Origin of the sequence: Lichenibacterium minor, assembly GCF_004137685.1 — a bacterium.
Classification (GTDB): domain Bacteria; phylum Pseudomonadota; class Alphaproteobacteria; order Rhizobiales; family Beijerinckiaceae; genus Lichenihabitans; species Lichenihabitans minor.
Genome location: NZ_QYBB01000008.1, coordinates 78,079 through 104,055, shown reverse-complemented (window position 1 = coordinate 104,055; position 25,977 = coordinate 78,079). Strand labels below are relative to the sequence as shown.

Here is a 25,977-nt window from a genome sequence, read left to right as displayed (position 1 = left end):
AGCTCGGGGACGCGGAGCCGGCTTCGAGGGATCTGCTCGCGTCGATCCGTGTCTAGCCTCGGTTGCGTGGCGCCCGTGTGACGGCCGAACGATAATGGCGTCGGCTCCCCGCCGCCGCAATCCCGCCACGGCGAAAGCCGGTGGAGGGTGGCTTTGGGGCAACGGCGGCCCCCGCCCGGCCGCGGCGCAGCCCGCGCCGACGGGCTCCCCGACGCCGCGGCGGGGGCACGATGCACTCTGGCGTTCGATATCCCGAACGAAATCGTCTATCATCGCGGACGGATCGGGGAGCATGCCGTGGGCGTCGAGGGTCGTGACAAGGCGAAGGCGCTGGAAGCGGGGGCGAGCGCCCTGTCGGGGCAGCTCGGCCGCACCGTGCAGCGGCTGCGCAAGGCCTACAACCTGTCCTTGTCGGACCTGTCGGAACAATCCGGGGTCGCGAAATCGATCATCAGCCAGATCGAGCGCAACGAGACCAACCCGACGCTCGCCACCATCTGGCGCCTCGCCCAGGCGCTCGACGTGTCCATCGACAAGGTGCTGCAGGGCGCCGAGGACGAGCCCTTCGTCGAGAAGACGTCACGCACCGACATGCCGATGCTGCTGTCCGACGACGGCCGCTGCCGCCTCGCCATCATCGGCTGGATCAAGACCGTCGACTGGCTGCAATGGTACGATTTCCACGCCGAGCCGGGCGGGGTGCTCGAATCCGACGCGCACCAGCGCGGCTCGATCGAGTGCCTGTCGGTGCTGGACGGCGAATTGGAGGTGTCGGTCGGCGGCCGGCTGGAGCACGCCCGCGCCGGCGACACGCTCCGCTACCGCTGCGACCGCCCGCACGTCATCCGCAACACGGGATCGACGCCGGCCCATGCCACGATGGTGTGCATCCTCAAAGCGGCCGTGATGGACTGAACCGCGGCCGCGGCCCGACGCCGGGGCCGCGCCGGACGTTTCGATCCCGCACCGCCCCGGCGCCGCCCCGGCGGAAGCGGCTCAATCGAGCCGCCCCGCCGCGTGGGCCAGAAGCACGTACACCTTGCCGGTGGCGGCCGCGACGATGCCGCGCACCCGCGCGCCGTCCGTGTCGCCGCTGCCCGCACCGCGCAGCAGCCGCTCGAACTCGCCGAGGTAGCGGTCGACGGTTTCGCGGAAGGCCGCGTCCGCCTCGTAGCGGCGGCGGATCTCGGCGAAGCTCGTCAGGCCCGCGGGCGTGTAGAGCCGCTCCGTGAAGGCGCCGCGCTCGCCCTGGGCGTGGCGGTCCCAGGCATCGATCAGCGCGCTGTCGTAGATCAGCCGCGCGATGTTGGACGCCACGCCGTCGAGGGCCGCCAGAGCGCCCGCCGTGCCGCCGGCTTCGCCGGCCAGCACCGGCGGCGCGGCCGGGACCGGCACCGCGTCGGGCTGCGGCGCTTCCGCCCGCGTGGCCTCGTCGGCCGCGTCGTCGCGGTCGACCTTGGCCAGGAGGTCGGACAGCCAGCCGCCGCGCTTGCCGCCCTTGCCCAGGGCCGTCGACGTGGAAACCTGACCCGCGGGCGACGGGGCCGAGGACGCCGGGCTCCCGGGGGCGGGAAGCGCGGGGGCCGGGGCGGACAGCGTGCGTGAGGCGGCCGGCCGCTCGCGCGGCAGGGCGGCGCCGTCCTCGCCCTCGCCCACGTGGGCGATCAGCGCCGTCAGGGCTTCCAACGCCTCGACCTGCTGGCCGATGACGCGGCGGACCTCCTGCGCCTGCTCGGCGGTTTCGCGCGGCAGCTCGATCGTGGCGCGCCGCAGGTCGTCGCGGGCGTCCTCGAACTGGCGGGCGATCTCGGCCGCCATGCCCTGCACTTCGCCGGCCGAGCCGCGGAACCGCTCCACGGCGTCGGCGAACAGCCGCTCCATGTCGCGCACCGCCCCGGCATAGGCCTCCTCGAGCGCCGCGGCGGCCCTTTCGCCTTCGCGGCCCGTCGCGGAGCGCACCTCGTCGAAGTGATCGCCCACCGCGCCGGCGGCCGCCTGGGCAGCCTCGGCCAGGTAGGTGCCGAGGTCGCGGGCGCGGCTTTCCGCGGCGCCCAGCGTTTCGTCGATCAGCACGGTGAAGTGCCCCATCGCGGCGTCGAGTTCGCCGGCCCGGTCGCCGATGCTCGACGCCAGCGCGTCGAGGGCGAGGCGCCGCCGCTCGATCTCGGATTCCACGGCCTCGTGGGTGGCGCGCAGGTCGCGCGCCGACCCCGCCAGCGCGCGGTGGTGCTGTTCCAGCGCGCCCGCCACCGAACCCGCGTCGTGGAGCGCCACGCCGGCGGTGGACCGCATGGCCTCGACCTGCCGGCCGACGCCGTCGAGCATCTCGCCGAAGGCCACGACGCGGACGCCGAGCGCCCCCTCGACCGCTTCGAGGCCGGAACCCGCGCGCTCGAGCAGGCCCGACAGGGCACCGCTGGCGGCGTCGATCCGGGCGATGAGGGCCGCGAGGCCCCGCCGCAGGTCTTCGCCGGTGGTCGCCACCACCGACAGCGAGCGGATGGCGGCCTCGTCCAGCGCGCCGCGGAGGCCGTCGCCGGCCCGCGCCACGGCGGCGGCGATCTCGGCGCCCTTCTCGTCGAAGCCGAGCACGCGGCCGTCGAGGTCGCCGAGCCGGGCGTCGAGGCCCGACAGGAGGTGGCTGGCGCGCTCGTCGATGGTGGTCGCCACCGTTTCGCCGGCGCCCGCCAGGGCCTGGACGACGTCGCCGCCGCGCGCCGACAGCAGGTCGACCAGCAGCGCACCCTCGCGCTCGAACAGCTGGCGCAGCTCGCCCGAACGTTCCGCCAAGGCGTCCGACAGCCCGCGGCCGCGGGTGTCGAGCGCCGCCGACACGTCGTCCATGCGGGCGCCCACCGAGGCCAGCACGGCGTCGATGCGGGCCTTCAGCGCGGTGCCGGCCTCGGCGCCGTGCGCCCCGACCGCGCGGTCGAGGTCGCCGGCCGCCGCGTCCAGCAGGCCCTTCAGGGCATCGAGGTTCGACGACAGGGCCGCCTCGATGTCGCCGCGGCGGCTGTCGAGGGCGCCGGCGATCTCGTCGGCCCGCGCGCCCAGCATGCCGTCGAGCCGCTCCAGGGACGCGTCGACGCCTCGCCCGAAGTCGTCGGCGTGGGCCAGAACGGCGTTTTCCACCTCGGCGGCCCGCCGCGCCAGCGTCCGGTCGAGCTCGCCCGTGCGGGCGCCGAGCTCCCCGTCCATGCGGCGCGCGGCGCCGTCGAGCAGCAGCTGCAGCCCGGCCGCATGGGTCTTCAGGGTGGCGTTGAGGTCCTCCGACCCCGCCGCCAGCGCGTCCTTGATGGCGTCCGCGCGGGACCCCAGCGCGCCGTCGAGGCCGTGCTGCGCCGCGTCGAGCAGGCGCCCCAGCTCGGCCACCTGGGCGGCGATGCCGGCGTCGATGTCTCCGACGCGGTCGGCCAGCACGCCGTGGATCTCGACCGCCCGGGTCGCCAGCGCCCCGTCGACCGCGTGGACGGCGCCGTCGAGCAGGTCGCGCAGGGCGGCGACCTGGCCCTGCACGGCCAGGTCGACGTCGCGGCCCGTGCCGGCCAGCGCCTCGTTGACGCCCGCCGCATGGGTGCCCAGCGCGGCATCGAGCCCGCCGAGCGTTTCTTCCAAGGTGCGGCGCAGCGCCGCGAGATGCACGGTGAAGTGGCGCGACAGGTCGAGGGCGCCGCCCGTCACGGCATCGCCGATCTCGATCGCCCGCCCGCCGAGCGTCGCCCCGATGTCGGCGAGCGCGCCGTCCAGCGCGCCGCGCAGGTCGGCGACGTGGGTGCCCAGCACCGCGTCGATGTCGCGAGTGCGGGTCTCGACGGCGTCGCGGATCTCGCCCGAACGGGCGTCGAGCACGGCGTTCAGCTCGTCCACCCGGCGGCCGACTTCGGCGGCGTGGGAGTCGAGCGTGCCGTCGAGGGTTTCGACGGAGCTGCGCAGGGTCGAGCGCAGCGCGCCGATGTGACCCGTCAGGGTTTCCCCGACGGCGCCGACCTCGGCGCCGAGTTCCGCGCCGGCGCCGCGCAGCGTGGACGCGCCGGCGTCGACCGCCGCCTGGACGGCCTCGACGTGTTCCGCCAACGCGCCCTCGATCCGGGTCGCCCCGTCGCCGAGCGTCGCCCCGAGGCGGTCGGACGCGGAGTCCAGGGCGGTCTCGACCTCGTCGAGGCGGCTGCCCAGCGCGTCGCGCATCCAGGCGGTGCGGTCTTCGAGGGCGGCGGCGGCCGCGGCGGTCGCGTCCGCGAAGGCGCGGCGGACCCCGTCGACGCGGCGGTCGAGCAGCTCGGTCACACGCGACGCCGAGCCGTCGAGCGCCCGGCCGATGCCTTCCGTGCCGGCGGCGGCGACGCGGCCGAGTTCCTCGGCGCGGGCGGCGAGCCGCTCGTCGGCGAGGCCCGTGCCGGCATCGAGCTCGGCCGCCAGGGCGCCGAGGCGCGCCGCAGCGGCGGCGATCTCGTCCGAGCGGGATCCCAGCGCGGATTGGAGGGCGGCGGTGCGGTCGGCCAACACGTCGGCGATCTCGCGCGAGCGGGCCACCAGCGCGGCGTCGATCTCCCCGGCGCGCCCGTCGAGCGCGCGGCCGACGGCGCGGCTGCCGTCGTCGAGCACCTGCGTGAGTTCGAGCGCGCGCAGCGCCAGCGCCTCGTCGAGCGCGCTGCGGCGCCCGTCGAACCCCGCCTCGACCTGCCCGAAGGCCCCCTCGATCGCGGCGCGTAGCCCTTCGGCGCGCGCGTCCACCCGTTCGGCGAAGCTGTCGACCTGGCGGTCGAAGCCGGCCTCGGCGTCGCGGACGCGCTCGCCCAGGCGGTTGGCCAGGGCGCCGCCCTTGTCGCCCACCACGGCGTCGAGCGCGCCGAGGTGGCGATCGATGGATCGGGTCAGGTCGTCGACGTGGCGGGCCACCCCGTCGTTGTAGGCGGTGGCATGGTCGGCGAAGGCCGACTCGATGCGGGCGCCCCCGGCGCCGAGCTCGGCGGCGAGCCGGTCGGCCTGGGCCGCGATGGCGTCCGCCAGGGCGCCGCCGGGCTCCAGCACCGCGCTTTCGAACTGGGCGATGCGGTCCGCCACGCTGGCGTTGAGCCGGTCGCCGTGCGTGCCGATGGCCGCGATGGCCTCGCCCGCGGTTTCGCCGAACCGGCGGTGCAGCGTGCCGGCCGTGCGGCCGAGGCCCGACAGCGCCGTCTCGGTCGCCTCGACGAAGCTGTCGCGCAGCGCGTCGACGTGCTGGGCCAGGACGCCGCGCACGGAATCCTCGCGCCCTTCGAACACGCGGCGGAGGTCGCCGACGGAGCCTTCGAGCGCGTCGCGCGCCGCGGCTGTGCGGGCCTCGATGGCGGAAGCGATGCCGTCGCCGGTCGCCGCCAGCGCGTCGCGGTGGCCGCCCAGCGTGCGGTCGAGCGCGCCGCCGGACGCGTCGAGGAGGCGGCTCGCTTCCGCGGTGCGATCGGCGATGAGGGCGACGAGGCGGTTGCCGTCCCGGTTCAGGAGCTCTTCGCGCTCCTGCAGGAGCCGGCGCAGGTCCTCGCCCGACGCCGCGAGGGCGCCCCGGGCCGCGGCGGTGCGCTCCTCGATGAGGATGGCGGCCTCGGCGGCGGCGGTGCCGAGCGCCGTGCGGCGGTCGGCGAACAGGCGCTCGAAGGCGCCCTCGGCGTCCCCGATGACGCCGCGGGTCGCGGCCACATGCTCGTCCAGCCGCTGGGCCAGCACCTCGTTGAGGCCGCCGAGGTCCGCGCCCCGCCCGGCCACGATCTCGGCCAGGGCGTCGCCGGACTGCGCCAACGCGTCGCGCGCCGCCTGGGTGCGCTCGTCGAGCGCGGCGAGGAGGTGGTCGCCCGCGGCGAACAGGCGGGCTTCGCCGTCCTCGAGGTTGCGGCCGAGCGCTTCGCCGGCGTCGAACAGCGACGCGTTGAGGTGGGCCGTGCGGTCCTCGACGGCGCCGACCAGGTCGTCGCCGGCGGCGACGATCTTGCGGCGCTGCGCTTCGAAGGCGGCGTCCACGGCCTCGCCCGAGGCGGCGAGCGCGTCGCGGGCCGCCGCTGTCCGCGCTTCGACGTCGGCCAGCATGCGGCCGCCCACGGCCGCGATGCGCTCTTCCCCGTCGGCGAGCGCGCGCTCCAGCGCGGCCGACAGGCCGCTCAGGCCGTCGCGGGCCGCCCGCGTGCGCTCGGCCACCAGGGCGGCGAAGCTTTCGTCCGCGTCGCGCAGCCGCGCGTTGTGGGCGTCGAGCGTCCGGCCGACGGCGTCGTCCGAGCCCGCCAGGGCCGCCTGCGCTTCCGCGGCGCGGGCCGCGATGGCGGCCGCCAGGGCTTCGCCGGCCGCGACGAAGCGGGCGTGGTGGCCGTCGAGGACGCGTTCCAGCGCTTCGCCGGCGCCGGCCGCCGCGGCTCCGGCGGCGGCGGACCGCTGCTCGACCAGCGCGGCATGGCGCTCCACGGCGGCGACGATGCCGGCGCTGTCCTGGTCCATGGCGCGGCGCGCGCCGTCCACGGCGTCGCGGGTCGCGGCGAGGCGGGCGTCGAGCCCGGCCGCGAGGCCGTCGCCCGCGGCGCCCATGCCGTCGAGGGCGGCCGCGGCGGCGTCCACCGTCGCGGCGAGCGCGGCCTGGCGCGACGCCAGGGCGGCGTCGAGGGCTTCGGCGGCGCCGTCCATGGCGGCCCGGATCTGGGTCGCGTGGCCGTCGAGCAGGGTTTCCAGCCGGTCGGTCGAGCCGCCGATGTCGCCGCCGCGCGCGTCGAGCATCGCGGCCAAGCGGTCGCCGGCCTCGGCGAGGTCGCGCTGGCGCTCGGTCAGCAGGGTGTCGAAGGAGGTGCCGGCGTCCTCGATCAGGCCGCGGGCGGTGCCGAGGTGGTGCTCGACGAGCTCGCCCATGCGGTCCGCGGCGAGCTGCAGCTCGGCGCGGCGCGCGTCCAGCGCCCCGTCGATCGCGGCGGCGGAGCCGTCGACCGCGTCGCGGGTGGCGGCGACGTGGTGGTCGAGCAGGCCCGCGACGTTGTTCGACACGGTGCCGAGGTCGTCGCGATGGGCGTCGATGGCGACGTGGAGCTGGCCGAGCGCGTCCTGAACGGCGGCCAAGCGCTCGCCGAGGGTCGCGGCGAGGCCGTCGGCCAGCGCGACCGTGCGGGTCTGGCCGTCGGTGAACAGCCGGTCGAGGTCGGCGTTGGCGGCTTCGGTGACCTCGCGGGTGCCGGACAGGTGGCCGTCCAGCAGGCCCGACAGGCGGTCGCCCGTGGCGGCGAGGTCGGCGCGGTGGGCGTCGATCGCTTCGGCCAGGGTGGCGGCGGAGCGGTCGAGGTCGTCGCGGTAGCCGGTGCCGCGCATCAGGGCGGCGAGCCGGTCGCCGGCGTCGGCGATCCGGGCTTCCCGCTCCGCGAAGGCGCGGTTCATGTTGTCGTTGGACGCGTCGAAGGCGGCGCGAACGCCCGCGGCGTGCTCGCCGACGCGGCCGGCGAGGCGCTCGCGCGCGGCGTCGAGGGCGGACTGGTGGCGCTCCAGCAGGGCGTCGAGTTCGGCGCTCGCGGCCGCGATGCCGTCGCGCGCTTCGCCGGCGCGGGCCGCCACCGCCGCGGTGGCCCGCTCCGCCACCTCGGCCAGCTGGGCTTCGCGGTCCTCGATCATGATCTGCAGGTCGGCGGCGGCCGACTGGAACGAGGCGCGCGATGCCGCGGCGCGCTCGTCGATGGAGCGCACCACGCCCTTGCCGAAGCCCGACAGGTCGTCGAGGCGCGTTTCGAAGATGGCGGCGAGGTCGCCCTGGACGGCGTCGAAGGCCGCCTGCGCGGCGGCGGTGCGGTCGTGGAGCAGGGACGCCAGCCCTTCGGCCGAAGCGTTGAGCTCGGCGCGGCGGATGTCGAACAGCGACGCGATGTTCTCGCTGGCGGTTTCGAAATCGGCCGCCACCGCCTCGGCGCGCTCGCCGATGCGGGTCGCGATGCGCTCGCCCGTGGCCTGCAGGGTGCCGTTCAGCGCCGTGCCGTAGGTCGTCACGACCTCGCGCAGCTCCTCCTGGATGCGGGTCAGGCGGCCCGCCAAGGCGTCGCCGCGCGCCGACACGTCGTCGCCGATGCGCATGGCGAGGAGGTCTACGCGCTCCGCCACGGCGTCGCCGCGGGTGGCCAGGTGGGCGACGAGGTCGTCGCCGGTCTGGCGCAGGCGCTCGTCGACCGAGGCGACCTGGTCGGCCACCTCGCGCGACACGCGGTCGGTGGCGGCGTCGAGGCGCTGCGCCACGTCGTCGGCCGCGGCGTTCAAGCGGTCGGCGATGCCGGCACCGTGCTGGCCGATGGCGGCGGCCGTGCCGTCGCCGACCAGCGCCATGGATTCGGCGATCTCGCGGCCCTTGACGTCCAGCGCCTCGGTGACGCGGGCGCCCGCTTCCGCCACGCTGGCGGTGAGCTGCTCGGACACGGAGTCGAGGTCGCGCGCCAGGCCCTCGTGGGCGCCCGCGATGGCGCCGCGCACGCGGTCGGCGTTCACCACGATGGCTTCGCGCTCCACCGTCAGCTCGTCGATCATCGAGCGGATCCGGCGCTCGTTGTCGGTGTAGGAGCGTTCGAGGTTAGCGACCTCGTTGCGCACGATGGTTTCGAGCTCGCCGGCGCGGGCGAGCGCGCGCTCCAGCCCGTCGCCCATGGAGGCGACTTCGCGGCGGATGGCCTGCGACAGGCTCATCACCTGCTCGGTGGCGATGGTTTCGGGCTCGGCGAGCCGGACCGCGATGGCCGCCATGGAGCGCGTGGTGAGGCGCATCTCCTGGGTGCGGCGCATCAGGGCCGCGATGATGAAGAAGAACACGACCGGGCCCACCAGGGCTCCGATGCCGCCGAGCACCTCGGGGCGGGCGAGGCTCGCCGCCGACAGGCCCCCGCCGAAGGTGCCGCCGGCCACGAGCCCGTAGCCGCATGCGAGGGCCCAGGCGAGCGAGCCGGCGAGCGCCAGCGCGAAGGGCGCGCCGCTCGGACGGGTCTGCAGGGCGGCGAGGAGCTGGCCCACGGAGCGCCGGTCGTCGTTGGCATGGAGGTTCGCCGCCGACAGGCCGCCGCCCGCCGAAAGGGTCCCGGCCGGCGGCAGGCCGGCCGTCGCGCGCCCCGCCGGGCGGCTGGCGCCTTCGGCGGGGCCGATGGAGGGCGCGTCGGCGGGAAGCGGGCCGCCGCGGTCGGCCGTCATGCGGGGCAGAGGGCCCGCGGCGTCGCGGTCCGGCGCCCGGCCCGCGCCGCCCAACGCCGGGGCGTCCGGTCCCGCGCCGGGTTCGGAATCGAGTTTGACGAGGTTGAGCGCTTCCTCGATGGCCAGGAGCGCGGCGGCCGCCGGATCCTTGGCTTCGTTCTGTACGGCCATACTCGCCTCACCCGGATCGGGAACTCACGCGGTCAGGAGCAACGCGTCGCCGCCGGCCCCGCGCCGGCGGGGGCGGAACTGATGGATCGAATGCGAAACATTAACCAAATCCCAGTCTACTCGGAGGCTCCGGGGATTGAAACCACCCCCAAACGGCTTCGGGCAACGTCGTTAACGGCTTGTTCACCCCCGAAACCTCATGCCCTGCGCCCTCGACGGCGCCGCCCGCCGTTCGACGGGGCAGGGGGCCGAAACCGCCCCACCGAGACAGACTGCAGGAGTCGCGTATGAGATCCTCCGCCCTTCGATCGGACGTCCTCGCCGAGCGCCAAACCGGCGAGCGCCCGGTCGACCTCGTCCACCTGACCCGCCAATGCTTCGGCGACAAGCGGCTGGAAACCGAGCTGCTGAGGCTGTTCATGCGGCAGGCGCGGCAGATCCAGGGCGGGCTCGACGCCGAGGTGGGCGACGATTCCGTGGCGAGCCTGCCGGCGGGCGACCTCCTCCACACGCTGGTGGGCTCGGCCCGGGTCGTGGGCGCGCATCGCGTCGCCACCCTGGCGGAAACCTACGAGGCGTCGCTGCGCGGCCGCGACCATGCGGCGCTGGGCGACGCGGACCGGGCCGCCATGCGGGCCGCCGTCGACGAGGCCTGCGGCTATATCGGCAGCCTGCTCGACGCGGCCTGATCCCCGGCCCGGGCCATGCCCGGGCTCCCGTCCCCATGCCCGGGCCGTGCCCGGGCTCCCCCGCCCACATCCCGCGCCGCGGCGATCCGCCCTGGCGGCATCCGTGCCCGGAGGGCGGGGCCCGAGGCTGCGCGGTTCCGCCCGCCGCCTGCGGCCTCGCCAAGGCGGGTGATCTGCCCTAGAACCGCGCCAGCGGTGCCGCGCCCGAACCGGGGCGCCTGCCGCGACCCGGGCCGGACCGCAGGGGGACGGCTTCACGGTGCGGAGCGGATCGGTCGAGGCATGGTCAAGATCACCTTCATAGATTCCGCCGGCCAGTCCCGCACGATCGACGCCGAGGAAGGCGCCACCGTGATGGAAACCGCCGTCCGCAACGGCGTGCCCGAGATCGAGGCGGAATGCGGCGGCGCCTGCGCCTGCGCGACCTGCCACGTCTACGTCGACCCCGCGTGGGTGGCGGCGACCGGCAAGGCCGAGCCGATGGAAGAGGACATGCTCGACTTCGCCTTCGAGGTTCAGCCCACGTCCCGCCTGTCCTGCCAGATCAAGGTCAAGGCGCCGCTCGACGGCCTCGTGCTGCGCACCCCGTCCCGCCAGGGCTGACCGACGCATCTTCGTCACCCTGCGTCGATTGTCGCGCGGCGCCCGCCGCCGTAGCATGGTCCAAGTGACAGCCCCGGGCGCCGCTTCGGCTTCCGCCCCGGGTCGGCGGGCGTGGGGTTGGGGACCGGGATGGGCGAGATGATCAAGACCGACGTGCTGATCGTCGGAGCCGGGCCGGTGGGGCTCTTCGCCGTGTTCGAGCTCGGGCTGCTCGACCTGCGCGCGCACCTCGTCGACATCCTGTCCATGCCGGGCGGCCAGTGCGCCGAACTCTACCCGGAAAAGCCCATCTACGACATCCCGGGCTTCCCCATCGTCACCGGCCAGGCGCTGGTCGACAACCTGCTCGAACAATCGAAGCCCTTCGCGCCCCAGTTCCACTTCGGCGAGATGGTGGCGGCGCTGGAACCGGTCGGCACCCCCGACGCGCCCCTGTTCCGCGTGAGGACGGACGCCGGGACGGCCTTCGAAGCCAAGGCCGTGCTGATCGCCGCCGGCGGAGGGTCGTTCCAGCCGAAGAAGCCGCCCATCGCCGGCATCGAAGCCTACGAGAACTCGTCCGTGTTCTACGCCGTGCGCAGGATGGACCAGTTCGCCGGCAAGCGCGTGCTGGTCGTCGGCGGCGGCGATTCCGCGCTCGACTGGGCGCTGAACCTCCAGCCCGTGGCGGAGCGCGTGACGGTGCTCCACCGCCGCGACGCCTTCCGGGCCGCGCCCCATTCCGTGAACGCCATGCGCAGCCACGTCGCGGAGGGCCGCATGGGGCTGGAGATCGGCCAGGTCACGGCCCTGCGGGGCGAGGGCGGGGCGCTGTCGGGGGTGACGGTGCGGCACGACGACGGCACGACGACCGACGTCGCCTGCGACGCCATGCTGCCGTTCTTCGGCCTGACCATGAAGCTCGGGCCGGTGGCCGACTGGGGCCTGAACCTCCACGAGAACCTGATCCCGGTCGACACCGAGAAGTTCGAAACCAGCGTGCCCGGCATCTTCGCCGTCGGCGACATCAACAGCTACCCGGGCAAGCTGAAGCTCATCCTGTCCGGCTTCCACGAGGCCGCGCTGGCGGCCCAGAAGGTCCACCGCTACGTGTTCCCCGACAAGCGGCTGACGTTCCAGTACACGACCTCGTCGACCAACCTCCAGAAGAAGCTCGGCGTCGCCTGACGGCGGGCGGGGTCCGCCCCGCCCCCGCCCCCGCTACCGGCGCGGCATCGCGCCCTGCGGGCTCTCCCGGCAGGCCGTCGCGGTCGCCCCTCGCCCGGCCGCGCACCATCCGGCCGCCGCGCGCCAGATCAGACGGCGCTTTTAAGTCGCCGTTCACCCTGATGTATCGCCGCCCCGAAAATCAAATTCGCCGCCGCCGCGCAGTCCGGGTTCGAATAGCCAAGGTAAACGAGAGCTGAACGTTTGCATTTGACTCATTACGCTATTCGGTAACTTAGACAATTTGCCGCCATATTTGCTCGGATGCCCCGCGTTAGGGTAAACATCTGGCGTTGGCTCGACGGAAACGGACTTCCATCCGTCGGGCTCGGCAGTGTTCCGCGTGGTTCGGAGTTCGATGATGAAGCATCTGTTGTTGGCGGCCGTGGCGATGTCGGCCGTCCTGGGCGGTTCGGCCCTGTCCGGCGCGTCCGCCGCCGATCTCCCCCGCCGCTCCCCGGCCTACATCCCGCCGGCCTATGCGCCGCTCTTCACCTGGACGGGCTTCTACGGCGGCATCAACGGCGGCTACGGCTTCGGCGATGCCAACGGCAACGGCCGCGCCCAGGCGGGGACCCCCAACGGCGGCCTCATCGGCGTCACGCTCGGCTACAATTACCAGTACCAGCGCTTCGTCCTCGGCCTCGAAGCCGATTTCGATTATGCCGGCATCGGCAGCAACCAGACCTCGGCCGGGCCGCTGACGGCGAAGAGCAACCTCAACTACGAGACCACCATCCGCGCCCGGGCCGGCTACGCAGTCGACCGCGCTCTGTTCTTCGTCACGGGCGGCTACGCCGGCGGCAACCTGCATTCCACCGTCTACGACACGCCGAACAACTTCTACGCGGCGAACAGCAACTACCTGAACGGCTACGCCATCGGCGCCGGCGCCGAATACGCCTTCATGCCGAACCTGTCGGGCAAGGTCCAGTACCTGTATACCGACCTCGGCCAGGCCTACAATTTCGCCTATACGCCCGCCGTGAGCCGCATCGGCATCAGCACGTCGAACATCACCGCCGGCATCAACTACCACTTCTGAGGCGGGATCCGGCCGGTCCCCATCCGCCGACGCCGGGGCGGACCCTCGCGCATCGTGAAAGGCCCGGCGGTCCCCGCCGGGCCTTTCACGCGTTTCAGGCCGCCTTCACGCGCGTCGTTTCGAAGCTCGGCACCTCGGCGGCGAAGCCGTCGAGCCAGGCGACGAGCGCCGGATGGCCGTCGCGCCACGCGCCGGCGAAGCGCAGGTCGAGGTAGCCGAGCGCGCAGGCGAGCGCGATCGACCCGACCGTGGCCGGCCCCTGCGGCGGCGCGGCTTCCAGCGCCGCGAGCGCGCGCGACACCTTGCCGGCCTGGTGCTCGACCCAGGCGGCGTCGTGCCGGTCCGGCCCGCGCCAGCGCGCCTCGTAGACCTGGAGCAGCGCGGCGTCGCACAGCCCGTCCGCCAGGGCTTCGAGGCGCAGCGCCGCGAACCGGGGCCCGATGGCCGACGGGATGAGCCGGTCTCCGCCCGCGACGGCGTCGAGGTAGGCGACGATGACGGCGGAATCGAACAGCGTCGTGCCGTCGTCGAGGACCAGGGTGGGGATCTTGCCCAGCGGGTTCTCGCGGCGGAGCGAGTCGGTGGGGCTCGTCGTGTCGGCCTCGACGACCGAGACCGGCAGGCCGAGCAGGGCCGCGGCGATCTTGACCTTGCGGCCGAAGGGCGAGGCGGGGGCGGAGCGGAGGATCATGGGCGGGCCTTCTGGAACGGACGGCGCACCTTGACAGGTCGGGCCGGGGCCGGCCAGGGCCGGCCGCCCCCGCTCCTCCTCACCACTGGTAGCTCAGCGAGGCGGTGACGCGGCGGCGGTCGCCGTAGAAGCAGTAGGCGACGCCGTAGCACCCGCTCACGTAGGTCTTGTCGAGCAGGTTCTGCGCCGTCACGGCCACGCGGTAGCCGTCGCGCTCGTAGTGGATGCCCGCGTCGGTCAGCCAATAGTCCGGCACCTTGTAGCTGTTCACGGAATCGGCGTAGGAGCGGCCCACGTAGCGCTCGCCCGCCCCGAAGCCGAGCCCGCGCAGGGCGCCGTCCGGGATCGTGTAGTCGACGAACAGCGACGACAGCGTTTCGGGCGTGTCGTAGGGGACCCGGCCGACGATCGCCGTGTTCAGGTCCCTGGTGTTGGTGATGTGGAACGCCGTGAAGGAGCCGACGGCCTTCAGCCCCTCGGCCAGCGTGGCGTTGGCCTGGAGCTCGATGCCGCGCGAGCGTTCTTCGCCGGTCTGGACCGAGGTCAGCACGTTGACGGGGTCGGTCGTCAGCACGTTGGTCCGGGTCACGTCGAACAGCGCCAGCGAGGCCGTGACGGGCAGGGTGGGCGCCTGGTACTTCAGGCCGACCTCCTTGGTTTCCCCTTCCTCGGGCTTGTAGGCCTGCTGCGTGGTGCTGTTGAGGCCGATGATGGGGTCGAACGAGGTCCCGTAGGCCACGTAGGGGTTCACGCCCCAATCCGTGTTGTAGAGCAGGGCGGCGCGGCCCGTGAGGGCGTGCGGGGTGCCGTCCGAGCTTTGGGACGGGTAGAGCAGGTTGTTGATGCTCGTGTCGACGACGTCCCCGCGCGCGCTCAGCAGGGCCACGAAGCGGCCGAGCTTGATCTCGTCCTGCGCGTAGAGGCCGACGTCGCTCTGCGTTTCGGTGGCGAGCGTGTAGCGCGTGCCGGGAGCCGTCGTGACGATGCCGTTGACGGGACGGAGCACGTTCAGCGGGGCGGCGGCCGAGGAGCCGTTGTTGTCGTTGACGATAAAGTGCTTGAAGTCGAGCCCGGCCAGGAAGGTCTGCTGCACGCCGCCGAGGTCCAGGCGCGCCTGGGCCTGGTTGTCCAGGGTGAACTCGCGGCCGCGGTCGGTCGTGATGAAGTTGTACCGCGCGAGGTCGCCCGCGGCGGGCGTGGTCAGGTAGCCGACGCCGTAGGGGCCCACCTCGTGCGTGTCCACGTAGGCGTAGCGCAGGTTCTGCCGCAGGGTCAGGCCGTTGGCGAAGCTGTGCTCGAACTCGTAGCCCATGAACGCCTGCTCGCGCTCGAACTTGGACACCGCGGTGTCGCCGGTGAACAGGCTCGTGGAGATCCGGCCGTAGGGCGCCGGGCGGACCGTGCCCTCGTAGGGGAGGAACTGCGCCGCCTGGGTGAAGTCGCGCTGGTACTGGCCCAGGAAGGTCAGGGTCGTGGCGCCGTCCGGCCGGTAGGACAGGGCCGCCGAGATGTTGCCGCGGTCGTCGTCGATGTGGTCGACCTGCGTGCCGCCGGCGCGGCCGATCCCCGCCACCCGGTAGGACCAGGGGCTGCCCTCGGTCACCGGCCCGCCGAGGTCGAAGGCCGCGTAAGCGTTGCCGTAGTTGTTCACCCCGATCTCGACCCTGTGGTAGGGCACGGCGGTGGGGCGCTTGGAGATGGCGTCGATGAGGCCGCCCGACCCGGCGCCGCCGTAGAGGGACGAGGCCGGCCCGCGCAGGATGTCGATCCGCTCGAGGCTCCAGGGCTCCACCTTGAAGGCCACGTAGGCGTAGGAGAAGAGCTGCAGCCCATCGAGGTAGTAGCCTGTCTCGCTGGCCGCGAAACCGCGGATCTGGTACAGGTCGTAGCGCGGGTCGAAGCCGGACGTGTCCGAGAACACGCCGGCCGTGTAGCGCGTCGCTTCCGACACCGATTGCGCGCCCGTGTCGCGGATCTGGTCGCGGCCGACGACCGAGATGGAGGCCGGGGTTTCGCTCAGCTTCGAGCCGGTCTTGGTGCCGGCCGTGCTGTCCGTGGCGGTGAAGCCCTGCACCGGGCCGGTGGCGGCCGCATAGGGCGTGACGGCCCGCTCGGCCGGCCGGCCCTGGACCTCGATCGGGTCGAGCTCCACGGCGCCGCCCGCCGCCTGAGCCCGCGCTGGAAGGGCGGACAACAGGGCCGCCGCCGCGCAGCCCGCCATCAGCGCTGCCGGAAGGCGACGATCACCCGTCGTCCCGCCCGCCCGCGGCCCCCCGAAGAAACGCTCCATCCCACCCATCATCGCCGCTCACCCTCGAGATCGTGTCGAACTCTGTTCAATGACGGTCGTTTAAACGGGCGGACGGCAAGTCACAGCAGAAATTCACCCCGAGCATTCACATCGGAATTGTTCTGATTCTCGATTTTATATCTAGAACGGCTCCAATCTCATCGCGCCTTCCCGGTGGTCGATCGTCGTCTCGACCGGAGTGGACTTCGCTTTCGCCCCGTGCCGGACGGCGCGGACCGTGCCGTCGGGCGGGCGGGGAGGGGTCGAAGGGGGATCCGGCCCGCGGCGGCGCCGGACTGCCACCGTGGCATCAGCGTTAGCGAGCCCTTAACGTCCAAGCGTTAGTGGGAAAGCGTCCCACGTCGAACGTCGTCCTGCCGCGGTTTTGGGGAGCCGGGGCGGGGGCGTTCCCGGCGGGCACGCATCGTCGAACCGGCTCCCGACGGAGATCCCCTTGTCAGTCTCGCTCAGCACGCAGTCCCACCACCATCACCACCTGGCACAGAGCCAGAAGGCCGCCTCGGCCCAAGCGACCGCCGTCGACGCGACCGCGACATCCACCGACACCGAAACCTCCGCGGCTTCCGGCTCGACCGCGACCCCGTCAGTCGACGCGAGCGGCCTGGGGTCGGCGATGTCGAGCCTGATGTCGGTGCTGTCGCAACTGCAGACCGGCAGCGGATCGGACGACGGCGACGCGTCCGATCCGAGCGGGTCGAGCACGGACGCCACCTCGTCCACGGCGAGCGACACCACCGCGTCCGGCACCACCGCGTCCGACACCCTGGCGACCGACCTCGAGCGACTGCAAAGCCTGCTGACGACGCTGTCGAGCGACCTCGGCGACGGCGACACGACCGCGGACGGGACGTCGGGCACGTCCGGGGCTTCGGGCACGTCGTCGCGCTCCGGCGCCGGACGGCCCAGCGGCCCGCCCCCCGGGCCGCCGCCCGGTCCTGCGCCGTCGGACGACGCGGACCCGTCGACGGATGCGGCTTCGACGGCGTCCTCGACCACGGCCTCGACCACCGCGTCGACGTCGTCGACGGACGACAGCGCGAAGCTGCAGAAGCTCCTCAAGGCGTTGGAAGCCTACGCGTCCCAGGGGAGCGACGGCGCCACCCCGTCCGCCTGACCGCGCCCCTTCGCCGCCGCGGGGCCTAGGCCGGTCGCGTTTCGTCCCGTTTGTCCCTAGACTGGCGCGGGATGCGCTGAGACGGGAGTGTGGCCGTGGCGGACGCGGATGCGAGACGGGGCACGCTGGATCGGCTCCTCGCCCGGGCGAGGGCCGTCCTGGTGTTCGAGCGGTTGTGGCCGGCCGTCGTCGGGGTTCTGGCCCTCGCCGCGCTGTTCCTGGCCGTGTCGTGGTCGGGCCTTTGGACGGTGCTGCCGCGCGCCCTGCGGCCGGTCGGCGTGCTGCTCTTCGCCGTGGCCTTCGGCGCGGTCGTCCGGGACGCCGTGCGCCGCCGCCTGCCCGGCCGGCGCGACGCGCTCGCGCGGCTCGACCGCGATTCCGGCGTGCCCCACCGCCCCATCTCGTCGGCCGAGGACGCCCTCGCGGACCCGCAGGCCGATGCCACCACCCGCGCGCTCTGGGCGCTGCACCGTCGACGGCTGGACGCGGCGCTCGGCGCCGTCCGGGTCCGCGCGCCGTCGCCCCGCATGGTGGAGCGCGACCGCTACGCGCTGCGGGCCGGGGCGCTGCTGCTCGCCGCCGCCTCGGCCTTCGCGGCGGGGCCGGACCGCGGCGGGCGCCTCGCCGCCGCCTTCGACTGGTTCGGCGCCGGCACGCCCGCGGCCGGGTTCCGCCTCGACGGTTGGATCGACCCTCCCGCCTACACGGGCCGCCCCCCTGTGGTGCTGTCGGGGGCCGGTGCCGCCCCGGCGTCCGCCGACGGGCGGACCGCGCCCGTGTCGGCCCCGGCGGGCTCGGTCGTGGTGGTGCGGGCCGCGGGCGAAGGCCGGGTCGAGGTCGCCGCCGATGGGGGCGTGACGCCCGCGCCGGCCGGCGAGGCCGGGCCCGGCCCGACGCCCGCTCCCGCCGCCCAGCCCGCGTCCCCGCCCCCGGCGGCCTCCGCGGAACGGCGCTTCCTGCTCGGCGGCGACGGCCGGGTGACGGTGACGCGCGACGGCGCGACCGTCGCCGCCTACGACCTCCGCGCGGTCCCGGACCTGCCGCCCACGGTCGCGCTCGACGGCGCGCCGGTGCGCAACGGGCACGGCTCGCTGACGCTGCGCTACGCGATCGGCGACGATTACGGCGTGGTGTCCGCGGAAGCGCTGCTGTCCGCCCCGATCGTGAACGGCAAGCCCGTGACCGGGCGCACGCTGGTGCCGCCCCCGAAGGTGCCGCTGGCGCTGCCGGCCGCGCCGCGGGGGCTCGGCAAGGGTGAAACCACCGCCGACCTCGCCGACAGCCCCTGGGCCGGCGCCACCGTGACGATGGTGCTGACGGCGCATGACGAGGGCGGCAACACCGGCCGCAGCGCGCCGTCGAGCCTGGTGCTGCCGGCGCGGGGCTTCGGCCAGCCGCTGGCGCGGGCTCTGGTCGAGCAGCGGCGCGACCTCGTCCTCGACCCGGACCACCACGAGGCGGTCGACACGGCGCTCGACGCGCTGACGCTGGCGCCCGACGTCTTCGCCACGCCGCCCGCGGTGTTCCTCGGCCTGCGCACCGCCAAGACGCGGCTCGACGCGGCCCGGACCGACGAGGACCTGATCGGCGTGGCCGACCTGCTGTGGGCGATGGCGCTGCAGATCGAGGAGGGCGACCTGTCGAAGACGGAAGCCGACCTCAAGGCGCTCCAGGGGGAATTGAAGGACGCCCTCGCCCGCAACGCGCCCCCCGAGGAGGTGAAGCGCCTGACCGACGCGCTGCGGCGGCAACTCGACAAGTACCTGGCCGAGATGGCCCGGAAGGCCGACCCGGCGCAGCGCGCCGACCGCCGGGACCCGGACGCCAGGACCCGGACCATCACGCCGGACCAGCTCCAGAAGATGATCGACCGCATGGAGCAGGCGGCGAAGGACGGCGACACCGCCGAAGCGCAGCGCATGCTCGACCAGCTCCGCGGCGTGCTCGACAACCTGAAGACCGCGAAGCGCCGCTCGGGCGCGCAGGCGCAGGCGCAGCGGCAGATGAACGGGGCGATGCGCGACCTCGACGCGATGGCCCGCGACCAGCAGGCGCTGCGCGACGACACGTTCAAGAAGGGCCGCGAGGACCGCAAGGCCCAGGGCGACCCGAACGACGACGAGGACGCCCAGGCGGAAGACGGGGGCGACCAGCCCGAAGGTCGGCCGGGCGACGACGGGCAGCCGACGGACGGGGCCCAAAGCCAGCAGGACGGCGGCGGGCAGGACGGTGGCCAGCAGGGCGGCCGCATGCCGGGCGGGCAGGGCCAGAAGGGCGCGGCCGGTTCCGGCGGCAAGCAGGGCCAGGGCGCCGACCTGCAGGGGCGCCAGGGCGCGCTCCGCCAGAAGCTCGGCCAGGTGCAGAAGCAGATGCGCGACCTGGGCCTTGAGGGCGAAAAGGGCTTCGACGACGCCGCCAGGTCGATGAAGCAGGCCGAGGAGGCGCTCGGGAAAGGGCAGGGCGGCAACGACGAGGCGGTGGGGGCGCAGGGCCGGGCGCTGAGCCAGCTGAAGCAGGGCCTGCAGGGCATCGAGAAGCAGATGGCCCAGGGCGGGCAGGGCCAGGGCCAGGCGCAGCAGGACGCCGAGGACGGCCAAGGCGAGGACGGGGGCACCGGCGGCCCGAACGGCCAGCAGACGGACCCGCTCGGGCGCCAGATGCATCCGCAGCGGGGGCCCTTGCAGGGGAACGGCAACGGCGAAACGCCGCTGCCCGGCGGTTCCGGCGCCCGCGCCCGGCAGGTGCTGGACGAGCTGCGCCGACGCCTCGGCGACCCGTCGCGCCCGCAGGTCGAGCAGGACTACCTGGAGCGGCTGCTGAGGCGCTACTGACGACCGGAGGATCCGGGCGCCAGCGGCCCTCGGCGAAGCTCGCCGCCCGGGCGGGCGGCCGGTCGTCCGCGGCCGGCGCGGACCGCCGCCCCGCCCGAATATGCCGGGGCGCCGGCGATCCCGCACAGCTTTCCGCGCATTGGGCGGTGCGGTCGATCGGGGGACGCGCTACAGCGTCGACCCGGCCCATCGAGTCGAGGACGCGGACATGACGGCGCATTTCCATCAGTTCCCCTGCCGCAGCGACAATTACGGCGTGCTGGTCCACGATTCGGCCACCGGCTCGACCGCCGCCATCGACGCCCCGGAAGCCGGCGCGGTGCTGAAGGCGCTGGAGGAGACGGGCTGGACGCTCACCGACATCCTGGTGACGCACCACCATGCCGACCACGTCGACGGCATCCCGGCGTTGAAGGCCAAGTTCCCCCGGATCCGCGTCGTCGGGCCGGCCGCCGAGGCGGCGAAGATCGGCGGCCTCGACCTCGGGGTGAAGGAGGGCGACGAGGTCCTCGTCGGCCACCTCGCCGCCAAGGTGCTGGCGACGCCGGGCCACACGGCGGGGCACATCGTCTACTGGTTCGAGGAAGCGGGCGCGCTCTTCGCCGGCGACACGCTGTTCTCGCTCGGCTGCGGTCGGGTGATGGAGACTCCCCTGGCGACCATGTGGGACTCCCTGCTGAAGCTGTCGCAGCTGCCCGGCGAGACCCAGGTCTACGCGGGCCACGAATACACGGTGTCGAACGCCAGGTTCGCCCTCACGGTCGAGCCCGGCAATGCCGTGCTGAAGGAGCGCGCCGGCGAGGTCGAGCGGCTGCGCGCCGCCGGGCACCCGACGCTGCCCACCACGCTGTCGCTGGAACTCGCCGCCAACCCGTTCCTGCGCTGCGCCGTGCCGGCCGTGCAGGCCGCCGCGGGCCTGCCCGGCGGCGACCCGGCGGCCGTCTTCGCCGTCCTGCGCGAGCGGAAGAACCGCGCGTGAGCGACCTCGCCGCGCTGTCGGCCCGCGAGGTGATCCGGGCGCTGGACCTCGCCCCGCATCCCGAAGGCGGCCATTACCGCGAAACGTTCCGCGACACGGCCGTGGACGCCGACGGGCGCCCGCGCTCCACCGCCATCCTGTTCCTGCTGGCCGGGGACGAGTTCTCGGAATGGCACCGGGTGGATGCCGCGGAAGTCTGGCACTTCCACGCCGGGGCGCCGCTGGTCATCACCCTGTCGCCCAACGGCCACGACGCGTCCGCGCACCGGCTCGGCCCGGACGTCCGCGCCGGGCAGAGCCCCCAGGTCGCCGTGCCGGCCGGCTGCTGGCAGACGGCGGCCAGCATGGGCACGTGGACGCTGGTGGGCTGCACGGTGGCGCCCGGCTTCCGCTTCGAGGGTTTCGAGCTGGCGCCGCCGAACTGGCGGCCCAGGCCTCGTTCATAGGGCCGCGGGGGTAGGGCCATGGTGGAGCTTCACGGCCGCGCGATGTCGCGCCTGGACCTGGCGCGGCGCACAGGCAGCCTCGCCGCCTTCGCGGGCGTGCGCCTCGTCACGCTCGGCGACGGCGTCGAGCGCGGGGTGCGGGTGCTGGAGTTCCGCACCGGCACGGGCCTGGCCTTCGACGTGCTGGTGGACCGGGCGATGGACATCGGCGCCTGCGAGCACAGGGGGCGCGCGGTCGGCTGGCAGTCGCCCACCGGCTTCCGCCACCCCGGCCTGCACGAGACGGAGGGGGAAGGGGGGCTCGGCTTCCTGCGCTCCTTCTCCGGCCTGCTCGTCACCTGCGGGCTCGACCACGTCGGCTTCAACGCCGAGGAGCCCGCGCCGCACTACCATTACGGCCCGCGTGCGAGCGTGAAGCACACGATCCACGGCCGGGTCGGCACCGTGCCGGCGCGGCTCGGCGGATACGGAGAGCGCTGGGACGGCGACCGCTGCACGCTGTGGTGCGAGGGCACGGTGCGGCAGTCGGCGGTGTTCGGCGAGGACCTGCACCTCCACCGCCGCATCGAGGCCGACGTCGGGACGGACGAGATCCGCATCCTGGACCGGGTGGTCAACCACGGCTTCTACGACACGCCGCACATGCTGCTCTACCACCTCAACGTCGGCTATCCCGTGCTCGACGAGGGCTCGCGCTTCCTGGCGCCGGTGGCCGACGTCGTGATGGCGTCCCACGCCGGGGAAGGCTACCGGCGGCAGGGCGTGGGCTACCGGGCCATGCCGGGCCCCCGCGATGGCTTCACCGAACAGGTGTGGGAGCACGACCTCGCGGCCGACGCCGACGGGCGGGTTCCCTACGCGGTGGTCAACGACGCGCTCGGCTTCGGGCTCGCCGTCGAGGTCGTGAAGGCGCAGCTGCCCTGCTTCACCGAATGGCAGCACTTCCAGGCCGGCGCCTACGCGCTCGGGATCGAGCCGGGGACCAACCATGTCCCGGGCCACGCCTTCGCGCGGGAGCGGGGCGAATTGGCCATGCTCAAGCACGGCGAGGAGCGGCGGTACGACCTGACGCTGAGGGTGCTCGACGGGGCGGGGGCGGTCGCCGCGGCCGAGCGTCGGATCAGCGCGGTGGGCGGCCAGCCGGAGGAGGACTATCCGGAGCCGTCGGGGGTGTTCGCCGACCTGCGGTGACGATGGGATGCGCGCCCACCATCGGTCCGCGTCGAGGTCATCGAAGCCATAGTTTCGCCTGGCGAAACACTGCGACCGTGACAGCGGTAAGAAGAGTCAAGATCGACAGCCACGAGATCGGCAACCACCAGAGTTCGATCCCCGGATAGATGCGTCCTGTGCTGACGAATGTCGCATGCATCCGGCTGGCGTCACCCAGATACATCAGCACCGGGATCACGAGCGCGATCCTGAGGGGGAGCAGGGTTGGAAGCAGTGCCACCAGAACGACCAGGACGGCGAACCCGCCGTTCACGACGTCGAAACGGTTCACATCGGACAGGTGGCAGGCGTGGACCATCAGGGACCATCTGACCACGTCCCACCTGCCATTGCAGGCCTTGCCGACCGTTTCTCCGATGAGGTAGTCGGCCCGTGCGATGGCCAGGGCGGTCACGAGGCCGACGGCTAGGGACGTCAGGATGTAACCGCGTCCTGGCCTGCCCGCGGTGCCGGGTTTCGAGCCCTGGCTTGTCCGCCCGCTGCGCCCGATCATCCCTGCGAAGCCCTGCACCCGGCCAGCCCCTCGATGATCGGGCAGTCCGGCCGTCCATCGCCGGCGCAGCCGTCGGCCAGGCGGTGCAGCGTCGCCACCATGTCGCGCATCCCGGCGATGCGCTCCTCCAGCTCGGCGACGTGGTCGAGCGCGATGCGCTTCACCTCGGCGCTCGACCGGCCGCGGTCGCCCCACAGCGCCAGCAGCTCGCGGATGCGGTCGATGGGGAAGCCGAGGTCGCGGGCGCGGCGCACGAATTGCAGCCGCGCCACGTCGTCGGAGGAATAGTCGCGGTAATTGCTGTCCCGCCGCTCGGCCGGTGCGATCAGGCCGATGGATTCATAGTGCCGGATCATCTTCGCCGAGGCGCCCGACGCCTTCGCGGCCTGCCCGATCTGCATCCGTCCCATCCCCCGCGAAAAGCCCTTGACCCTCCCATGATGGGAAGGTCCAGGCTCCGCGGCAAGGATGGACACCATGACCCACGACCACCACGGCCCCGAGGCCGTCGCCGCGACGACGACGGGCTGCTGCTGCGGCTCCGCGGCGAAGCCCGCCCCGGCGCCCGGCGCCGCGAAGGACCCCGTCTGCGGCATGACGGTCGACCCGGCGAAGACGCGGCACCACGCCGAGCACGCCGGCACCGCCTATCACTTCTGCTGCGACGGCTGCCGGACCAAGTTCGAGGCCGATCCGGATAGGTACCTCGCCCCGAAGGCGAAGGACCCCGTCTGCGGCATGACGGTCGACCCGGCGAAGACGCGGCACCACGCCGAGCACGCCGGCACGGCCTTCCATTTCTGCTCGGCCGGCTGCCGGACGAAGTTCGCCGCCGACCCCGCCAAGTATCTGGCGCCGCGCGAGGAGCCGCCGGCACCGCCCGGCACGACGTTCATCTGCCCGATGGACCCGGAGGTGCGCCAGGACCACCCGGGCGCCTGCCCGATCTGCGGCATGGCGCTGGAGCCCGAGGAGGTGTCCGCCGACGCCGGCCCCAACCACGAGCTGATCGACATGCGCCGCCGCGCCTGGATCGCCGCCGCCGGCGCCCTGCCGGTGGTCGCGCTGGCCATGGGCGAGGACGCGTTCGGCGACCGTTTCCCCGTGCGCGGGCAGCTGTCGAACGGGCTTCAGTTCGCGCTGGCGAGCCTCGTGGTGTTCTGGGCCGGCTGGCCGTTCCTCCAGCGCGGCTGGGCGTCGCTGCGCTCGCGCCACTTCAACATGTTCACGCTGGTGATGATCGGCACGGGCGTGGCCTGGGGCTACAGCGCGGTCGCCACCCTGGCGCCCGAACTGTTCCCGCCCGCCTTTCACGGGCACGGCGGCGCCGTGGGGGTGTATTTCGAGGCCGCCGCGGTGATCACGCTGCTGGTGCTGGTCGGGCAGGTGCTGGAGCTGAAGGCGCGCGACAGCACCTCGGCCGCCATCCGCGGGCTGCTCGACCTCGCGCCGAAGACCGCCCGCCGCATCGCCCCGGACGGCACCGAGGCCGACGTGCCGCTCGACGCGATCGGGGTCGGCGACCGGCTGCGCTTGCGCCCCGGCGAAACCGTGCCGGTCGACGGCACGGTCGAGAGCGGGAACGCGACGCTCGACCAGTCGACCGTGACGGGCGAGTCGCTGCCCGTGTCGAAGCGCGCCGGCGACGCCGTCATCGGCGGCACGGTCGCGCGCAGCGGCGGCCTCGTGATCCGCGCCGACAAGGTCGGGCGCGACACGCTGCTCAGCCGCATCGTGCAGCTCGTCGCCGCGGCGCAACGCTCCCGCGCGCCCATCCAGCGCACCGCGGACCGCGTGTCGGGCTGGTTCGTGCCGGCCGTTCTGTTCGCCGCCGCCGCGGCCTTCGCGGCCTGGATGGCGGTCGGCCCCGAGCCGCGCTTCAGCTACGCGGTGATCGCCGCCGTGTCGGTGCTGATCATCGCCTGCCCCTGCGCGCTCGGGCTCGCCACGCCGATGTCGATCATGGTGGGGGTGGGGCGGGGAGCCCAGGCCGGCGTGCTGATCCGCGACGCGGAAGCGCTGGAGCGGCTGGAAAAGGTCGACACGGTCGTGCTCGACAAGACCGGCACGCTGACGAGTGGAAAGCCTGAGGTCGTCGGCGTCGCCGCCGCAGCGGGCTTCTCGGACGACGAGGTGCTGGCGTTGGCGGCCTCCGTCGAGCGCGCGAGCGAGCATCCCTTGGCGCGGGCCATCCTCGACGCCGCCGCGGCGCGGACGCTCGCCGTCGCCGCCGCGGACGGGTTCGACGCCCCCGCGGGCCGCGGCGTCTCCGCCACGGTGGGCGGCCGGGCCGTGCTGGTCGGGTCCGCGGCGTTCCTCGGGGAGCGTGGCGTCGATGCCGGGGCGCTGGCGGCGGAAGCCGAGGCGTTCCGGGCGCGGGGCGCCACGGCCGTCCTGGTGGCCGTCGACGGCCGGCTCGCGGGCGTGCTCGGCGTCGCCGACGCGGTGCGGCCCGAAGCCGCCGCGGTGGTGCGTGCGCTCAAGGCCGCGGGCCTGCGCGTCGCCATGCTGACGGGCGACAACGCCGCCACGGCGCGGGCCATCGCGGGGCCGCTCGGCATCGACGAGGTCCTGGCCGACGTCCTCCCCGACGCGAAGGCGGCGGCGGTGGAGCGGCTGAAGCGGGAAGGCCGCGTGGTCGCCATGGCGGGCGACGGCGTCAACGATGCGCCGGCCCTGGCGCTGGCCGACGTCGGCATCGCCATGGGCACCGGAACCGACATCGCCATGCAGAGCGCCGGCGTGACGCTGCTCGGCGGCGACCTCGCCGGACTGCTGCGGGCGCGGCGCCTGTCGAAGGCCACGATGGGCAACATCCGGCAGAACCTCGCCTTCGCGTTTCTCTACAACGGCATCGGCGTGCCGGTGGCGGCCGGGGTGCTTTACCCCGTGTTCGGCCTGCTGCTGTCCCCCATGCTGGCGGCCGCCGCCATGGCGCTGTCGTCCGTCAGCGTCATCGGCAACGCGCTGCGCCTCCGCTCCGCCGACCTCGGCTGACCGTCCCCGACC

General features: G+C 73.9%; 16 protein-coding genes. 11 read left to right on the top strand and 5 right to left on the bottom strand.

What is annotated here, in order from left to right:
• Positions 1-297 precede the first annotated feature (297 nt).
• Positions 298-915: a helix-turn-helix domain-containing protein gene (locus D3273_RS09465; RefSeq protein ID WP_129225796.1), complete on the top strand. Its 618-nt coding sequence runs from the start codon at positions 298-300 to the stop codon at positions 913-915.
• A gap of 81 nt (positions 916-996) precedes the next feature.
• On the opposite strand, the gene D3273_RS09460 is transcribed toward D3273_RS09465, so the two are convergent.
• Positions 997-9,327: an apolipoprotein A-IV repeat region-like domain-containing protein gene (locus D3273_RS09460; RefSeq protein WP_129225794.1), complete on the bottom strand. Its 8,331-nt coding sequence runs from the start codon at positions 9,325-9,327 to the stop codon at positions 997-999.
• Positions 9,328-9,614: 287 nt separating this feature from the next.
• Between D3273_RS09460 and D3273_RS09455 the strand changes: the two genes are divergently transcribed.
• The 4 genes from D3273_RS09455 (at position 9,615) to D3273_RS09440 (ending at position 12,870) form a co-directional block, all read left to right on the top strand.
• On the top strand, positions 9,615-10,016 hold the full coding sequence (locus tag D3273_RS09455; protein WP_129225792.1) for an Hpt domain-containing protein: 402 nt from the start codon (positions 9,615-9,617) through the stop codon (positions 10,014-10,016).
• Between the two features lie 282 nt (positions 10,017-10,298).
• Positions 10,299-10,619: a 2Fe-2S iron-sulfur cluster-binding protein gene (locus tag D3273_RS09450; protein ID WP_129225790.1), complete on the top strand. Its 321-nt coding sequence runs from the start codon at positions 10,299-10,301 to the stop codon at positions 10,617-10,619.
• A 129-nt stretch (positions 10,620-10,748) separates the two neighbouring features.
• Positions 10,749-11,786, top strand: coding sequence for an NAD(P)/FAD-dependent oxidoreductase (locus D3273_RS09445; protein WP_129225788.1), 1,038 nt, complete (start codon positions 10,749-10,751; stop codon positions 11,784-11,786).
• Positions 11,787-12,186: 400 nt separating this feature from the next.
• On the top strand, positions 12,187-12,870 hold the full coding sequence (locus tag D3273_RS09440) for an outer membrane protein (RefSeq protein WP_165359441.1): 684 nt from the start codon (positions 12,187-12,189) through the stop codon (positions 12,868-12,870).
• A gap of 94 nt (positions 12,871-12,964) precedes the next feature.
• Here the strand turns inward: D3273_RS09440 and D3273_RS09435 are convergent, their stop codons facing one another.
• A complete protein-coding gene (locus tag D3273_RS09435) occupies positions 12,965-13,561 on the bottom strand; it encodes a glutathione S-transferase family protein (protein ID WP_129225784.1) in 597 nt (198 codons plus the stop codon).
• A gap of 79 nt (positions 13,562-13,640) precedes the next feature.
• Positions 13,641-15,851 carry a TonB-dependent siderophore receptor gene (locus D3273_RS09430; RefSeq protein WP_165359440.1) on the bottom strand — a complete coding sequence of 737 codons (2,211 nt, stop codon included), beginning with the start codon at positions 15,849-15,851 and terminating at the stop codon, positions 13,641-13,643.
• A gap of 454 nt (positions 15,852-16,305) precedes the next feature.
• Between D3273_RS09430 and D3273_RS09425 the strand changes: the two genes are divergently transcribed.
• The 5 genes from D3273_RS09425 to D3273_RS09405 all read left to right on the top strand — a co-directional run bounded on the left by D3273_RS09425 (position 16,306) and on the right by D3273_RS09405 (position 22,433).
• On the top strand, positions 16,306-16,986 hold the full coding sequence (locus D3273_RS09425) for a hypothetical protein (protein WP_129225780.1): 681 nt from the start codon (positions 16,306-16,308) through the stop codon (positions 16,984-16,986).
• Between the two features lie 95 nt (positions 16,987-17,081).
• A complete protein-coding gene (locus D3273_RS09420) occupies positions 17,082-19,817 on the top strand; it encodes a TIGR02302 family protein (protein ID WP_165359439.1) in 2,736 nt (911 codons plus the stop codon).
• Between the two features lie 208 nt (positions 19,818-20,025).
• Positions 20,026-20,796: a hydroxyacylglutathione hydrolase gene (gene gloB, locus D3273_RS09415; protein WP_129225776.1), complete on the top strand. Its 771-nt coding sequence runs from the start codon at positions 20,026-20,028 to the stop codon at positions 20,794-20,796.
• Positions 20,793-21,242 carry a cupin domain-containing protein gene (locus D3273_RS09410; RefSeq protein WP_129225774.1) on the top strand — a complete coding sequence of 150 codons (450 nt, stop codon included), beginning with the start codon at positions 20,793-20,795 and terminating at the stop codon, positions 21,240-21,242. Before gloB ends, D3273_RS09410 begins: the two co-directional genes overlap by 4 nt.
• 18 nt (positions 21,243-21,260) lie before the next feature.
• A complete protein-coding gene (locus D3273_RS09405; RefSeq protein WP_129225772.1) occupies positions 21,261-22,433 on the top strand; it encodes an aldose 1-epimerase family protein in 1,173 nt (390 codons plus the stop codon).
• A gap of 37 nt (positions 22,434-22,470) precedes the next feature.
• Here the strand turns inward: D3273_RS09405 and D3273_RS09400 are convergent, their stop codons facing one another.
• A complete protein-coding gene (locus D3273_RS09400; protein WP_129225770.1) occupies positions 22,471-22,968 on the bottom strand; it encodes a hypothetical protein in 498 nt (165 codons plus the stop codon).
• Positions 22,965-23,369, bottom strand: a complete 405-nt coding sequence (gene cueR / locus D3273_RS09395) for a Cu(I)-responsive transcriptional regulator (RefSeq protein ID WP_129225768.1) — start codon at positions 23,367-23,369, stop codon at positions 22,965-22,967. Before cueR ends, D3273_RS09400 begins: the two co-directional genes overlap by 4 nt.
• A gap of 76 nt (positions 23,370-23,445) precedes the next feature.
• Here cueR and D3273_RS09390 point away from each other — a divergent pair, with 76 nt between their 5' ends.
• The gene (locus D3273_RS09390; RefSeq protein ID WP_281011245.1) at positions 23,446-25,965 is read left to right on the top strand and encodes a heavy metal translocating P-type ATPase; all 2,520 of its coding nucleotides are present in this window, start codon (positions 23,446-23,448) and stop codon (positions 25,963-25,965) included.
• Positions 25,966-25,977: the final 12 nt, after the last annotated feature.

Excerpts from the sequence above, each read along its gene's own strand:
- cueR (WP_129225768.1), bottom strand. The coding sequence starts at position 23,369 with ATGCAGATCGGGCAGGCCGCGAAGGCGTCGGGCGCCTCGGCGAAGATG.
- D3273_RS09390 (WP_281011245.1), top strand. The coding sequence starts at position 23,446 with ATGACCCACGACCACCACGGCCCCGAGGCCGTCGCCGCGACGACGACG.
- D3273_RS09400 (WP_129225770.1), bottom strand. The coding sequence starts at position 22,968 with ATGATCGGGCGCAGCGGGCGGACAAGCCAGGGCTCGAAACCCGGCACC.
- D3273_RS09430 (WP_165359440.1), bottom strand. The coding sequence starts at position 15,851 with ATGGAGCGTTTCTTCGGGGGGCCGCGGGCGGGCGGGACGACGGGTGAT.
- D3273_RS09435 (WP_129225784.1), bottom strand. The coding sequence starts at position 13,561 with ATGATCCTCCGCTCCGCCCCCGCCTCGCCCTTCGGCCGCAAGGTCAAG.
- D3273_RS09440 (WP_165359441.1), top strand. The coding sequence starts at position 12,187 with ATGAAGCATCTGTTGTTGGCGGCCGTGGCGATGTCGGCCGTCCTGGGC.
- D3273_RS09445 (WP_129225788.1), top strand. The coding sequence starts at position 10,749 with ATGGGCGAGATGATCAAGACCGACGTGCTGATCGTCGGAGCCGGGCCG.
- gloB (WP_129225776.1), top strand. The coding sequence starts at position 20,026 with ATGACGGCGCATTTCCATCAGTTCCCCTGCCGCAGCGACAATTACGGC.
- D3273_RS09405 (WP_129225772.1), top strand. The coding sequence starts at position 21,261 with ATGGTGGAGCTTCACGGCCGCGCGATGTCGCGCCTGGACCTGGCGCGG.
- D3273_RS09455 (WP_129225792.1), top strand. The coding sequence starts at position 9,615 with ATGAGATCCTCCGCCCTTCGATCGGACGTCCTCGCCGAGCGCCAAACC.
- D3273_RS09450 (WP_129225790.1), top strand. The coding sequence starts at position 10,299 with ATGGTCAAGATCACCTTCATAGATTCCGCCGGCCAGTCCCGCACGATC.
- D3273_RS09460 (WP_129225794.1), bottom strand. The coding sequence starts at position 9,327 with ATGGCCGTACAGAACGAAGCCAAGGATCCGGCGGCCGCCGCGCTCCTG.